This window comes from Bradyrhizobium sp. LLZ17 (assembly GCF_041200145.1).
In the GTDB taxonomy this organism is placed as follows: domain Bacteria; phylum Pseudomonadota; class Alphaproteobacteria; order Rhizobiales; family Xanthobacteraceae; genus Bradyrhizobium.
Map to the genome: position 1 here is coordinate 7,317,927 of NZ_CP165734.1, position 13,486 is coordinate 7,331,412.

General features: G+C 60.0%; 12 protein-coding genes and 1 pseudogene. 3 read left to right on the forward strand and 10 right to left on the reverse strand.

Features of this window, described 5'->3' with window-relative positions:
* Positions 1 to 15 precede the first annotated feature (15 nt).
* The 3 genes from AB8Z38_RS34815 to AB8Z38_RS34825 all read right to left on the reverse strand — a co-directional run bounded on the left by AB8Z38_RS34815 (position 16) and on the right by AB8Z38_RS34825 (position 2,969).
* Positions 16 to 993, reverse strand: a complete 978-nt coding sequence (locus AB8Z38_RS34815) for an acyltransferase family protein (protein ID WP_369722051.1) — start codon at positions 991 to 993, stop codon at positions 16 to 18.
* Between the two features lie 162 nt (positions 994 to 1,155).
* Positions 1,156 to 2,085: a phosphatase PAP2 family protein gene (locus AB8Z38_RS34820; protein WP_369722053.1), complete on the reverse strand. Its 930-nt coding sequence runs from the start codon at positions 2,083 to 2,085 to the stop codon at positions 1,156 to 1,158.
* A gap of 446 nt (positions 2,086 to 2,531) precedes the next feature.
* Positions 2,532 to 2,969: a DUF5658 family protein gene (locus tag AB8Z38_RS34825; RefSeq protein WP_369722055.1), complete on the reverse strand. Its 438-nt coding sequence runs from the start codon at positions 2,967 to 2,969 to the stop codon at positions 2,532 to 2,534.
* 242 nt (positions 2,970 to 3,211) lie between these two features.
* Here AB8Z38_RS34825 and AB8Z38_RS34830 point away from each other — a divergent pair, with 242 nt between their 5' ends.
* Positions 3,212 to 3,412 (forward strand): hypothetical protein, encoded by a 201-nt coding sequence (locus AB8Z38_RS34830; protein ID WP_369722056.1) that lies wholly within the window; start codon positions 3,212 to 3,214, stop codon positions 3,410 to 3,412.
* Positions 3,413 to 3,964: 552 nt separating this feature from the next.
* Here AB8Z38_RS34830 and AB8Z38_RS34835 read toward each other — a convergent pair.
* The 3 genes and pseudogenes from AB8Z38_RS34835 to AB8Z38_RS34845 all read right to left on the reverse strand — a co-directional run bounded on the left by AB8Z38_RS34835 (position 3,965) and on the right by AB8Z38_RS34845 (position 6,539).
* On the reverse strand, positions 3,965 to 4,456 hold the full coding sequence (locus tag AB8Z38_RS34835; protein WP_369722057.1) for a hypothetical protein: 492 nt from the start codon (positions 4,454 to 4,456) through the stop codon (positions 3,965 to 3,967).
* Positions 4,457 to 4,535: 79 nt separating this feature from the next.
* Positions 4,536 to 5,695, reverse strand: a pseudogene (locus AB8Z38_RS34840) (ERF family protein).
* On the reverse strand, positions 5,679 to 6,539 hold the full coding sequence (locus AB8Z38_RS34845; RefSeq protein WP_369722058.1) for a YqaJ viral recombinase family protein: 861 nt from the start codon (positions 6,537 to 6,539) through the stop codon (positions 5,679 to 5,681). Before AB8Z38_RS34845 ends, AB8Z38_RS34840 begins: the two are co-directional and overlap by 17 nt.
* Before the next feature lie 242 nt (positions 6,540 to 6,781).
* Here AB8Z38_RS34845 and AB8Z38_RS34850 point away from each other — a divergent pair, with 242 nt between their 5' ends.
* Positions 6,782 to 7,177, forward strand: coding sequence for a hypothetical protein (locus AB8Z38_RS34850; protein ID WP_369722059.1), 396 nt, complete (start codon positions 6,782 to 6,784; stop codon positions 7,175 to 7,177).
* A gap of 78 nt (positions 7,178 to 7,255) precedes the next feature.
* On the opposite strand, the gene terL is transcribed toward AB8Z38_RS34850, so the two are convergent.
* From terL to AB8Z38_RS34870, 4 genes are all read right to left on the reverse strand, one after another.
* Entirely contained in the window at positions 7,256 to 8,695 is a 1,440-nt protein-coding gene (gene terL / locus AB8Z38_RS34855) for a phage terminase large subunit (protein ID WP_369722060.1), read from the reverse strand.
* Between the two features lie 84 nt (positions 8,696 to 8,779).
* Positions 8,780 to 9,109 carry a DUF5681 domain-containing protein gene (locus tag AB8Z38_RS34860; RefSeq protein ID WP_369722061.1) on the reverse strand — a complete coding sequence of 110 codons (330 nt, stop codon included), beginning with the start codon at positions 9,107 to 9,109 and terminating at the stop codon, positions 8,780 to 8,782.
* Entirely contained in the window at positions 9,102 to 10,436 is a 1,335-nt protein-coding gene (locus AB8Z38_RS34865) for a site-specific DNA-methyltransferase (protein ID WP_369722063.1), read from the reverse strand. Before AB8Z38_RS34865 ends, AB8Z38_RS34860 begins: the two co-directional genes overlap by 8 nt.
* 281 nt (positions 10,437 to 10,717) lie before the next feature.
* A complete protein-coding gene (locus AB8Z38_RS34870) occupies positions 10,718 to 11,560 on the reverse strand; it encodes a hypothetical protein (protein WP_369722064.1) in 843 nt (280 codons plus the stop codon).
* Between the two features lie 1,582 nt (positions 11,561 to 13,142).
* Here AB8Z38_RS34870 and AB8Z38_RS34875 point away from each other — a divergent pair.
* Positions 13,143 to 13,352 carry a hypothetical protein gene (locus tag AB8Z38_RS34875; RefSeq protein ID WP_369722065.1) on the forward strand — a complete coding sequence of 70 codons (210 nt, stop codon included), beginning with the start codon at positions 13,143 to 13,145 and terminating at the stop codon, positions 13,350 to 13,352.
* Positions 13,353 to 13,486: the final 134 nt, after the last annotated feature.

Sequence of the window (13,486 nt, forward strand, 5' to 3'; positions counted from 1 at the left end):
GTCGCTCAGTGCCGGCTAGCTAAACCTACGATAACCAGGGGACTCGATGCGGCTCTGGCAAATCTTCTTTTTTGCGTAGTTGATTAAAGGAGCCTCGATTACGCGCCAACTTATCTCCGCGACGAGGCATACAATTGGAAGCGCGACGAAGCCAGAAAGCGGCCGGCCGAGGTCAAAAAATACGTCGTAGACGACCATGTGGAACAGATATAGTGAGTAGCAGCGGCGTCCCGGCCAGACGAGTGGACGAAGCAACTGGGGCCGCTCGATATTGGCGCCCAGCCAAACGATGACACAGCATGCGAACGCTGTTACCGAAAGAAAGGCGAACGCTTCAGATGTTGCGGCATATGCCACATCGCAAAGCGGTGGCACACAAGCCAGCATTGCCCACACGATAACGGAACGGCAATAGCCGCGCGCGAAACAGGCGAGGAGGACGCCGCCGAACAATTCATCCAAGCGTCCCGGAAGCAAAAATTGCCACGATTGATCCGGCAAATAGGCGTGTAACAGCCAGCGCCAGACCGGCGCAAGCAGAACGCCACCCCATAGAATCCGGACTAACCATTGCCGCGGTAGCCAGTAAATCAGGATCGGCAGGACCAGATAGAATTGCTCCTCGATGGCGAGCGTCCAGGTGACGAATGTCAGATCGGATAGAGGAAAGCCGAAGTGTAACCAAGGGACGGCTTGCATGAAGAGCAGATAGTAACCCCAATGATCAGGCGGCAGGATCGCCAGCAGCAGCCAGTATAATGGCAGGATCCGGAACGCTCGTCGGCCGTAGAACGACGAGAAGTAGCCGGGCTGTTGACGGCTATCGAGCAAAATGCCGCCAACCAGAAAGCCACTGAGAACAAAGAACAGGTCGACGCCCAGCATGCCATACTTGAAGCCGAAGAAGTGGCGGGCGATGACGAGCGAAATGGCCAAGCCACGGAGCGCGTCAAGCGGCTCGGAGCGAGTCGAGGAATCGGCCAAATTGCTCATAAAATCGGTCCGGCCCATGCAATGGGAGTAATGTATCATCATTTCATGGGATCGGAAGGCCACCTATGAACCACAGGAGCAGTCCACCAACGACCGCTAAGACGATCGGCTATTCAAGCTCCGACACTTTTGCAGACGGGAAGGTATTTAGCCATTTCATGATCAACTCGCGGTGTGAGGATCAGGCATGCAGCCCATTAGTCGCAACAAAAGAATTGCGACTGGTACAATCGCAAGTCCAAAGGCGACATCCGTCAGGTAGTGACCGCCGGCAGTTAGCGCCGAGATGATCATTAGTACATTCAAAGGAAGATAAAGGGGAAACAGGAACGTTCCTCTGCTTGACAAGATCAAGATCAAGGCAAGCGCGGCATGGAATGAGGGAAACTGTATGATCCCTGTAGCCTTGGCCAGATCGATGACCATCGATCCGGAACGAATGGCGTAGAACTCGGGCAGGTAGTAGGCGCTTGTCAGGTGTACCACACCGTAGTGTGCCCAAGCACCTTCCGCAGGGAGCGCCATCGATATCGGGATGACGATGAGCAGAGTTACGGCGAACAGCCAACCGAATGCCCTGGTATGCATGAGCCTTTTAGTCGAAAACAGCACAATCAGCAGGATAAAAACCTGAATGATCATGGTGTCGTAAATCAGATCGAGCATCCAGCCGATCGTCGGATGCTCGATCTTCAACCATGTAAATAGCGCCAGCCAATTGAACCCGACCGCGGCATCCATGGCTGCCAGTGCATTGTCGACCAACGGAACGCGTCGAGCGGCAGCAAGGTAGCTCAGAACGATCGCTACGTTAGTGAACGCAACCAGTTGCGCGCATGTCAGGGTAATTGATGCAAAGAGCGGGTTCTTCCTGATCCTCGTGTAAAACAGGTTGAGGCCAACCAGCACGATAAAGCCGAAGATGGTTGGGAAGCCGAGCGAGATCCTTATGTTCAGCAGATAGAGTCCTAACGCAGCGACCGCTGTCATCGCTCCGATGATTAGCCAAAAGTTCGTCGCTTCAGCGGATTCTTGGCAATGGTTTCGTGCCAAACTTGGCGCCTTGCGCTCAACATATTCCGAATAACTCATTAAAACCAGCCTGCCTGAAAATGGAAGTAGCGTATCATTACAACCCAGATCTCTCAATAGGGCTGTCCGCGACAATGGGCACGACCGTTAACGGGCTTGCGCCGGGTCAAGACGCCTTGGACAAGACCAGGATCTAGTTTGGTCTAAGCACGGCGTCAGGCTGAGACTGTGAGTCTCTGTTGGTAGTTGATCCTCCTGCAGACGACGGGTGGCCTGCGCCAATTTCTGCAGCATGCGCTGCGTTACGCCTTGCAGCCCAGAGCCGAATTTGCGGGTGAAGACAGCAGGAGTGTCCAAGGGGATCGCACCAACTGTAGGATGCGCGGAAGGGCGAAAGCGCCACGACGCCGCTCTATAATCGAAGGCGCGGCATCAGTAAGGCATCGTCGCCGGGCAATGGTTCGCGTGACGCCAAGCGTGGGACTGTGAGGTCGCCTGTGAGCGCTTCAATGTGAACTTGCGATGATGAGTAGATTGTTCAGTACCGGCATGCAGCAGAAAGCCACCACGAGAGCGATGTTGTAAGGATTATTGCTACGCCAAAGAAGCCACATCATGAAATAGGTCAAACCAAGCTTCGGGATAAGCCACCAAGAACCTAGCCACGTCTGAGCAATATGCATGAACGGGTTCAACTCGCCGAGGCCAAGGTTGAGGATCATGTTAGTGGTGAATAGATCGGCAATCCCAAGCAGCAGGACCGAGAGCACCAGGAGCGTCTTAGCCAAGTAACGGCGGCCCAACATGATCTCGTAAGCGAATGCGACGCCCTCAGGGTCGTTCTGCTTAAACCAGGGCTGCGCGGCCTCCTTGGTCGCAAAGACCTTCAGGTGCTGTGGGTCGCCAACGTTCTTGCGCGTATTCGTATATATCCAGACTTTCATTTCATCCGCTCAAAGGCATCGTTATTGCTGGACCTACCGTGTGCGCTGCACCGCCGGCAGCCGAAGGGCCGGTGGGAACCAATGACGGCAGGCGCGATTGTTGCGTCAAGGACTCTGACTCATCTAACGAAATAGTGAAGCCGAAAAAATTGATGGCGGCCACAATCAGAGGTATTTCTGAAGAATATTGCTACTGATCTGCGCTTTCTCAAGACGACCTGTTCTCTTTTGCGAGGCAAACCATGGATTTGAAAACAGACAGCATTGCTGCCGGCAATCGTTTCAAGATCAGCAAGCTCGGAACAAGTCGTTGCCCAGAACTGGCTGGCAAGGTTGGCGTCGTTGTCAACGTGAGCCCCCGTACTACGGGCATCACCGTTCTGTTCGATGGTGCCCAACGACCAACTGTCCTGCACAGGGATTACATTAGCCCCGAGATCTGATCACGCATTTACTCCGAATGAGGTACCCCGATTTAAGGGTCGTAGAGGTCACGCATCTTATTTCGCTCTGCGTACAGTCGCAATTTTGTCGCGACTTCGTACCCCATTTCCTCCAGTTTCCCTGCTGCAACCGCGTTGTAATCTCCACCACGGTCACCTTGGATGAGGGGCGGGGTCATGGAAATATTTCGCGCGGAGAAGATTTGCGTTGTCGCGGACAACTCCAGCAGAACCTGCGGCATCTGCGGCAAGAAAATGAAGCTTGTGCGAACAGTGGTGGACTCTGATAGCGGAGGCATCACCCACATGTTCGAATGCGGGTGCGGAAAGCGCCTCTGGGACGACTGAGGCGCACCTCCCCAACGGGCGGGCCAGTAAGGTGTTCACCTCAAGTTCGAGAGCAGCAGTCAACCCGTTCGCCTAGTCGAGACGAGCAAGCGACTATGATCACGCTCCAAACGTTCGAGACGGGAGCGTGGTGTGATATGTCAGGGGAAGTGCTACTCGGTTGCCCACTGCCTGCACGCAGGCTGTGCTTTTCGTTGAGTTGCGTCACTGCCGCGGGCGCATCGCCCCATCCGCGAGGCGCTGATTCCTGATCTCGCGGAGGAGCAGTATGCGTTTGGTTTGGGCGGCATTAAGCAGGCCCTCGAACAGCACGAACATCTCGCGCGCCTGCACATAGACTTCGGTGTTGATGGCGTGTTGATCGAAGCCATAGTTAGCGAGACGCGTGTCGATCTCGGTTGCAGCCGCTGCATCAATCCGCCAGCTGTGGGCGTTTTGCAAAGTGTAGTACTCGGCCTCATCCTCGAACCCGGGAGCGATCCCAACCATGTCGATGCTGCGAAGCGCAGCTTCGATTGCCTTTTGACGATAGGTCTCTAAGACCTTGTGACGCAGCACGCGATAGCGTTGGATTTCCCAGGACAGTTCGGCAACATCGATGGCGAGCAGCCATTCGATGGCGGATCGAGGTGCGAGGTCGGCAAAGATCGCCTGCCGCAGCGCATGGTACTGGTCTAGGCTCTCGCCGGGCAGCAATTGGGGGGCGGCGCCAACATATCGAACTCGACCGGCAGCGCGGTCGGGGTCAGCTGTTGCGCCGTTTGGAAGGGTCCGTTCATTGCGATGCGGCCTCCGAACCGAGGTTTACAGGAAAGACCGCACTTGTGACGCGGGCCGGATTGTGGGCGGGGTTCGCCGCCCACAGCTCTTGCGCGATGGGCAGCGGCGAGATCTGCAGGTTGGACCACCAAGCGCGCTCGTTACCGTGCCGGTGCAGCTCCTGGTGATGAGCGCGGCACAACGGCACCGTGAACTCGTCGCCGACCTTGCGGCCGAGCGCCCGGGGCTGGGCAAACTTCAGGTGGTGGGCATCGCACGGGGTTTGCTGGCAAACCAGGCAAGGCTGCCCGCAGACGAATAGCAGGTGCGCCTTGCTGCGCTTGCGGGGTGGCTCCTTGGGATGGGCCTGCGCGGGCAGAGTCGGCTGCAGCGCAGCCTCTGTCGCTGCCGGGAGCGGCTCTGCCGACGGGCTTGGCTCGCGGTCGGCGGCGGGCGCGTGTTCGCCCCTGCTGGGCCTGGGCCGGCCGGCCTCCTCCAGGCAGGTCTGGTAGGCGGCCTCGACGATCCGGGCGTCCGTCGCCAGCAGGGTGTTCTTGAGCGGCAGGCTGGCCTTGGCCCAGGCCAGCAGCTCCTCTCCCTCGCGCAGGGCTGCGAGCTGGCCTAACAGCTGCTCCCGAAGGTCAGCGGAGTCAGGTGGCCTCAGCACCGGCGCGCGGTTGAGCACGCCCTTGCTGGGCTTGGCTTTCGCAGCAGACGCCGGGTGCGGCACCGCGGCGGGCGGGGCGGCGACCGCGTCGGGGGCGTCGAGATCATCCTCGCCGGTAATCCCGACCAGCGCGAACAGGGCATAGCGGCGCGCATAGGTCAGCGCCGCGCCCATGCGGTGCGGCGCCTCGACGTCCTTGAGCGCGCAGACCGGCCAGTCCGAGGAGATCCACTCGCCGGAGGCATGGGCGAGCAGGGTGGTGAGCTGAATGGTGCCGGTGGCCGTCTCCACTCGGGTGGTCTGGATGGTGGCGATTTCCTGCTGGCTTAAGGTCTTGCGCACGATGTCGAGGCCCGACGCCAGCGAGGCGTAGCGAAAGGACCGATCGTCATCGCGCAGAAAGGGCGAGCGGATCTGAGCCGTCAGGGTTTTTCCGGGTTGGTCAGCTCGGCCTGGGCGCGGGCCAGCGCGGCGGCGATCTGCCCGATATGCTCACTGGCCTGGTGCATGGACGGCCTCCATCTCAACCGGGTCAAAGCTGATGGCGCCGGATTTGGTGCGCTTGGCGCGAACGCCGTGGCCGATCGCCTCCTTGGCGTCTTCGGGCATCAGCTTCTTCAGCTCCGACTTGGCCAGTTCGTGCTCGCCATGGGCGGCGCGGGTGCGCAAATAGGTCGCCGCGCACTCGGCCCACAGATTGGACGCGGTCATGTCGACGACCTTGACCGCGGCCAGCCGCGGCCGCGGCGGCTCGATCCCGAATAGGAGCGGCGGCTCGCCACTCTGCACGCAGCGCCAGAACTTCTTTTCCGCCGTAAGCAGCAGGTGCTGGTAGAGTGGATCGGCGTGGAGGGTGAGCTCAACCCATTTGCCGCCGCCGGTGATGATCGACAGCACTGAAGTGCGGGCGGCGACCACCCACATGTTGTGCTGCAGCTGCGCCATATGCTTCTCGGCGGCGGCCTCCTCGGTGAAGGCCCAGGGCAGCATGAACTTGGCCTCGAACACCGCGCCGGTTTCTGCGACAATGCCATCCAATGTGGCCGCCATCCAGCGGTGGACCGGATGCCGCACCCGCTTCTGAATGTCGGTGACGGTCTGACCCGAGGCGCGCTGGTACCAGGTCCTGTTGAGGTCTTCGGTGACGGTGCCGAGCTGCACGATCAGGTTGTGCGCAAGATCCTGCGGCGCGATCTCGCCGCGCTTTTCCCGCCACAGCCGCGTGAGATCGTCCTGATCGTTGCCCATGATGATGCGGGCATCGGAGCCGCCGATAAAGGCGCGCCGGTCAATGGGGTCGAACTTGATGACGTGATGTGGCGCCTCGGCGCCATGGGCTGCGATCGTGGCCACCGGTATCTCCTTAAGGTCTGACGCGGCTTGCTGCCGCACCACCAAAAGCCCCGCGATCGCGAGGGGAGATACCGGGGCGTTCAGGCGCCCGGTCCGACTCAGTAACGCTCCTTTGGCGTGGGAATGCCAGTGCTTTCTGCAGCAAGATTCTTGCTCTTTTTGGGTCGTAAATCCTTGATATCACGGCGCTTTGGAGCGAGCCTTGGAGGCCGGCAGAAGGCCGCAACCTGAGACCCGCGACGATGGCGTCCAACCGACAAATCGAAGCCAATCGCGCCAACGCCAGGCGCAGCACCGGTCCGAAAACGTTGGCGGGAAAAGCAAAGTCCGGCCGCAACGCTTTGCGTCATGGCCTCGCCAGGAGCTGCGAAGGCGACGACCTCGAGTCCGCGACCCTGATGATGGCAATTCGCGCTGGCCTCGCATCTGAGATCGGATCGGAAGCGGCAGCCGCCGTCGCACAGGCCAAGCGCGACTTGTGGCGGGTACGAACCGTCCGCCAAGCGATGTTGGCCGATCTATTGGACGGCGGCACCAGCGCCATCGCGAAGCGGCTTAATGGGCTGGTGCGCTACGAGCGCAGCGCACTGGCAATGCAGAAGCGCGTACTTCGGTCGCTGAGGTCAAAGGACGGCTAAGCCCGCGAGACCCAACGCAATTGGCTTCGTTCTGGAGAAGAGCGCGACGACGCATGAACACGCATGACAACCGGCTGGCTATGGGTAGCGATAATCATAGTCCTCGCGCCCAACCGAGATGATATTGAGCTCGATATCGTCGAACATGGAATGATTGCCCACCCACTTCAGAAATTGCGAGGTGCTGTCAACCTGGTCGTCGTGTTTGCCGTGCGGAAACGCCAGCAGTTCTAGCAAATAGTCGTCGAGCCATGCGGCATTTGCGGGCAGATGTACTTGTCCCGCCTCGATCCGGAAGGATTGTGCCGCCATGCGATCGGCTTTGCTGCCTTCCGGCTTGATGCCGATCGGACGCGGCATGCCGGCCGGCGTATCCCGTTGCAGGTCTTGCAGCATCATCATGCCGGGACCGGCATCCTCGATCAAAACCGCGTCCGCCCTATGTTTTGCCGCCAGCCCGACCACGGTCCGCCTGAGATCGGGATATTGTTGCCGAACCCTGCATAGCTCGAGCAGGTAGTAGTCCTTTTTCACGACGCGCCAGGTGGTACAGACCGAATAGTCGTTCGTATTTCCCGTCATCATGGCGGTATCCCAGCTTTGGACGACATGGTCGGCTGCGCGAGCGGGCGGCACTTGGTCGTACCAGCGAAACCAGTCCCGCTTGATCAGATTGCCTTCGAGCGGCACCGGCCTTTGCTGGTATTGCGCCGAGAATTGCAGGCTGCCGATTTCGGCCTTGATCCGCTCCAACACCAGCTTGCTTTCGCGCCGCGGGTGCAGAAGGTCACCGGCCCGGCGGCGAAACACCCGATCTCTGCCGACGGCGGTGTCGCTATCTTCGACGGCGATGGCCGGCAGGTCGAGGTGATGCCATCCGCCCGCTTGCAACAGATGACCTGCGAGATCGTCTTCGTGCAGGCGCTGCATCACCACGATGATGCGGCCGGTTTCCTTGTCGTTCAAGCGCGAGACCAAGGTGCCGCCAAACCAGTCGATCACGCGTTTGCGTCCGGGCTCCGACATCGCCTCCTCCGCCTTGAGCGGATCATCGATGATGATGAGGTCCGCGCCCCGGCCGGTCAGCGTGCCCCCGACCGTGGTGGCGTAGCGGCTGCCCCCGGCCGTCGTCACGAGTTCGGTGCCGCTATCCTTGGCCGCGCGCATGGCCGGAAACAGCTCTTGATACCAAGCCGATTCGATCACCATTCTGAACAGGCGGTGCAACTCGGCGGACAGCTCGCTGGCATAGCTGACCACGATGATCCGGCGGCTAGGGTCGTGACCCAGCAGCCAGGCGACGAACGCGACCGAGACCGACAACGACTTGAGCGACCGCGGCGGCTGGTTGATGAGAAGCCGACGGCATTCGTCGGCCTGGACCCGCATGAGCTGGTAGACGATGGCCTCGATGTGCCAGTTCGACAGATATTCGCTGCCGGGAAAAACGGTCGTGAAGGCCCGCTGGATGAAATACCGGAGATCGGTTCGTAGCAGCGCCGCCACAACCGGCATCATGTGCCGTCCTCCTCATCGCGCTGGGTCGCAGCCGCAGCATTCGCATCTGCCAAGATCTGCTGTCGAAAGGCGTCCAGGATGGCCTCATCGTCCGTCGACGGGCTCCTCGTGGTGTCCTCCGCGGCGTTGCTGCTCATGGCCATCGCGTAGGAGAGCAATTTTTCGAGCGCCCTGACGTCGCCTTTCAGGGCTTTTTCCCTGAGGCGAAGCAAGGCCGCCTTTTTGGGTGGTGACGCGTCGTGACTTGCCGCCGTCATTCAACGCGACTGGGGCCAGCAGGGTGTTCTTGAGGTCGGTGGTAAAATTCAAGCTGCCCTTTGGGCGCCCGCGCGGGTTTCCGGACTGACCCGGCTTGAAACGGCTGTGCTGCGGCGGCCGGCCATAGCCAAGGCCCTTGTCCGATTTTTTAGCCACGGGCGCGCTCCAGCTTCGCGGTGCGGGTCTGGCCGAACGGCTCGTCGGTCTCGGCGTGCATCGCCACCTTGCCCGTCAGATGCTGCCAGCGGCGGATCGTGACATCGACGTTGCCAGGATCGATTTCGATCAGCCGCGCCCATCGCCGCGTCCGCTCCGCTGCGATTAGCGTGGTGCCGACGCCGCCGAACGGATCGAGCACGATGTCATGCTCGTTGGTGCAATCGCGGATCGCGTCGGCAATGAGCGCGACCGGCTTGACTGTCGGGTGCAGGGAGAGCTTGGATTTCCGCGATTGTGCCCAGCTGTTTTGGTAATCCCACACGTTACAGCGGTTGCGACCATTGCGGCCGAGCTGAACATTGTTGATGTGCGGTGCGCGGCCCTTCTTGAAAATGGAAATCAGTTCATGTTTGGACCGGTAAAAACTCCCCATGCCAGGGCGTGGCTTGTTCCAAACGCACAAATTGAGCTGTTCATCGTAGATGGGACCGGTTGCGTTGAGCAGTTGGCCTACGCCGCGCCAATCCATGCAAATGAAGTGCAGTGAGCCATCGACCGCGTGCTCACAGGCCAGCGCACAGAATGCGGCCAGGAACGCCTCGAACTCGGCGCTAGACATTTCTCCCGAGGCCATCGCAAAGTCGCGGTGCTTGGTTTTGCCCAATCCGGAGGCATGGCCATCGATCGGCACGTTGTAGGGCGGATCGGCAAAGATCATGCGGGCATGCTCGCGCTCCAGCAGCCGCAGGTAGCTCTGCGCCTGCAGGGCGTCAGCGCAGATGACACGATGCTTTTCCAGAATCCAGATGTCGCCCGGCTGGGTGATTGCTGGGCCAGGCTCGGTTGGCGGCAGCTCATCTTCCAAATCGTCTGAATCCGAAACGGCAACATCGAGTTCTCCGGTCGAAAATCCGGTCAATTGCAGGTCGATTTGAGGGTCGATGGTCAGAAGCTCGGTCAATTCGAGGCGTAGGGCCTGGACATCCCAGCTGGCGTCCTCGGCCAGGCGGTTGAGCGTCAGCTTCAGCATCCGCAGCTGCACCTCGCTGAGATCGACAATGGTCACGGCGGGCACGACGTCCAGACCGAGGAGCTGGGCTGCGAGCACCAGTGCCCAGCCCGCGACCACCCGGCGCATGGCGTCGACGACAATCGGCAGAACGAAACCGAACTCCCGTAAGCTCTCCACCAGCTTGGCGATTTGGTGTTGCGGATGGCGTCGGGATTGACGGCCTAGCGGCTTGAGCTCGCCGATCGGGACGGGAACGGGCTTTAGGTCATGGCGGAGTGCATCGCCATTGGTTGGTCGCGTGCTGTTCGTCAAGAGGGCCTCCACGGTTGCAATATGCCATCAGCATATTGGCGGAAGGCCGGCCTGGCGCACTTAGAAAGTCCTCATCTCCGATCTATCGGGGCGATTTCTATATCTGATCGCCGCGGCCATGATGCTGCTTGCCGCTTGCGGGGTGAGGGGCGTGCAGGTTTGCAAGAATTTCAAAACGAATTGTCCAGCGGGCGTCTGCGGACTGCCATCATACCTTAATCCGTCGTAAGGGCTGTGGCTGAATCTGCAGCCATACCGCTCCACCAGGTCGGCCAGCCAAATCACCACCTGCCGCCGCGTCGGACGCGGAAGCGGGCCGCCTTTTTCTTGCTCTTTTCAAGCGCGGTTCGAGCCGCGAGCTCAAGTCGCTGCGCGATGCGGATCGCATCGGCCAGATGATGCACGTCGTAGTCGTCGTTGTCAGGCAACTCCCGATGAATGTTGTCCTCTGAAGCCTGATCCAGCAGCACCAGCTCGTCTGCGAGATGATCGGCCGCATCCGCCAAACTCAGGAGCTGCGCGTTGTCACCTTGCCGCGCCTTGCGCCTGGCGCTTTCGGAAAGCGCTCGCAGTCGTCCCGGAAACAAGTAGAAGACGCCCAGGCCGCGCGCAGCTTCGGTCGGCGCATGCTGCGTGAGCCAATCGAAGTCAAGCTGCTCCGCGCAGGCGAGGAGATGGCCGACGTGCTGGACGATCCGGCCCAGCGCCTGATGGCTCCGGGCCCGGGTTACTTGCTGCTCACGCTGCCGTTCAGCCTGAATGAAGACTTCGCGCAACCACTCCACTTCGGCGCGAAATTTAGCCTCGCAGTTATCCCGAAGCCGGCCAGGGAGGGTGCTTATCATATCGGCAAATTGGTCGTCGCTGAGCAGAAAGCCTTCGCCGCAATCGGCCCGTCCGGCGTTCGTGTTGTACACTTGTCCATAGCCACGCAGGAGTATCATCGTCCCGTCCGATTTCGCTTCGAGCCCAGGCATCAGCTCGGCCCCCGCATTGCGGGCCGACGTTTGATAGTCGCAACAGCCACAATCGCTCGCGCAATGACGGTTGTGCAACTCCGGGCAACCACGGTCCTCCACTGCGCTGCGGTCGAAATCGAGGTCGCTCCGCGGTCCCGGAGTCACCGGGATTCTCAGTGAGAATTGAACCCTTACGGATTTCCCGTGGAAAATGTCTGCTCCTTGCAGGGGTTTAGGTTATTGGTTGCCAATTCTACAGCAAGAGTTCGTCGAGACGACCGTGCATCATGCGCTGTAGGGATCTATCTGAGCCAGGCATCAGTTCGTTCCGCGGCCCAGCCCAATCCTGAATGCTGGGGCCATCTGGACGCTGCTTGGCGGTCATGGGATCACCGCGCATCTTGAGCCTCGGATAATCCAGCAATCAGGTTGTTCGCTTTTGGACACTGGCGGCACTGGTCCCGCCCAAATGCCTCATCATAGCGAACGCGGCCCCGCTTCTCGGTTGCCGCTCTGGTCTCCTCTCGTCTGCAAATCGAGGCTGAGAACAGATCGCGTCAGGGTTGCGGCGATACCAAGCGTGTGAGAACTGGACGTTCACGGATTTTCCCTGCTCGCGGCGGGCAGATTCCCTGTTCGCTAGCGAAAATTCCCTGCTCCGATTCCGACGCCAGCGCGCCGCGATGCTTCGATTTGTTGGGTTTCTCAAGTACTTCGGCCAATTCCCTTCATCGACGGCTCCCCTCGCAGTGTGGCGTTTTCCCTGTAATTGTCCCTGTTCGCAGGGAAATGATGGTCGGGCGACGTTTGCCCCTTTGCTCTGGATAGCGCGGTCGGGATGATTGACGCTGCCGTTGCGCGGTGATGGGGTGATCCCGGTTCGGAACGGACGGGGATCAGAATGAGCAGCGAGTCGCAGCTGCGCGAGAAGCTTCGGAAGATCGAAGCGTTGTTCGTGGGGGCCGGAACTGCTGGTGAGCGCCTTGCGGCGGAAGCCGCGCTGCGGCGGGTGCGGGCCCGGGTCGAGGACCTCGCTCGCCACGATCCACCGATCGAGCAGCAATTCTCGCTGCCTGACCAATGGTCTCGGCGCGAACCGCGCCGAGCTCGATCTCCATCGCCGCCTGCTCCTCGGTCAGCAATTGGCCTCCGCGGCCAGCGATCGCGACCGGCACAAAGCCAGCTGGCATTGCCTCTGTCCCCGCGCGCCCTGGCGACGCCAGAGAAACAACAGACTTGGAGCCGCGCCACCGCGGACACGCTTGCAGTTTGCACAAAACTCTCCGCAACAATCGCCGCCTTGGCATCGGCCGACCAGCGCCGACGCCGGCCCGTCCCGGTGATAGCGGTAGCGTGCGGCTGGGCCTCTTGGCATCTCGTCGAAAAGCACGCCCTTCTTTCAAGGGGCTAGTATCTAAGCGAGGGGCGTTTCCGAATCCTTAGGCTATCGACACTATTCCGAGCAGCCCCCATCACAGCGCACGGCCGGCCCGTGTCACCGACATCCGCAACCGGCCTCATCGCCGCACTGGCGCGGCTGGCTGAAGCCTGAGGACCGCTGTCTCGTGCAGTTTAAGGTTTATTATTCGGGCTTGCGTCAGCTCGTTCCAAATCCGGAACGCTGGGAGGAAAAATCGCGGGCGTTGCAGATTTACAACCTGCACAGCCATTTGAGATACTAAGCTCATCCATTGAGACGACAAAATATATTTCATTCTTGGTTCAATATAATCAGTGGGGGCGGAAAATGTTTGACATCTATCGCAATGACAAGCGCGACTTGCTTGTTCTAGGTACAGGCTCTGCCGTACCCGTGCTTTACTCGGCACATAAGTGGCGCAAGAGCAGGAAACGAGTTGTCAAGGTCAGCGACGAAATCAAGTCAGCCGTTCAGGCACAAGGCTATTATGTTCGCAGCTTGCGCGCCACCAAAGAGCGGATGATCGAGGTCGAGTAGGTCGCCAGTGAGCTGGTGTTCGCCACGTGCAACCTCAACAGCATCACGATCAGCCAAGCCGCCATTCTCCACTACGGCTGGTACCGCAGTTGAACCTATCCATTTGATGCCAGTGACGCTGAGCATTGATGAGG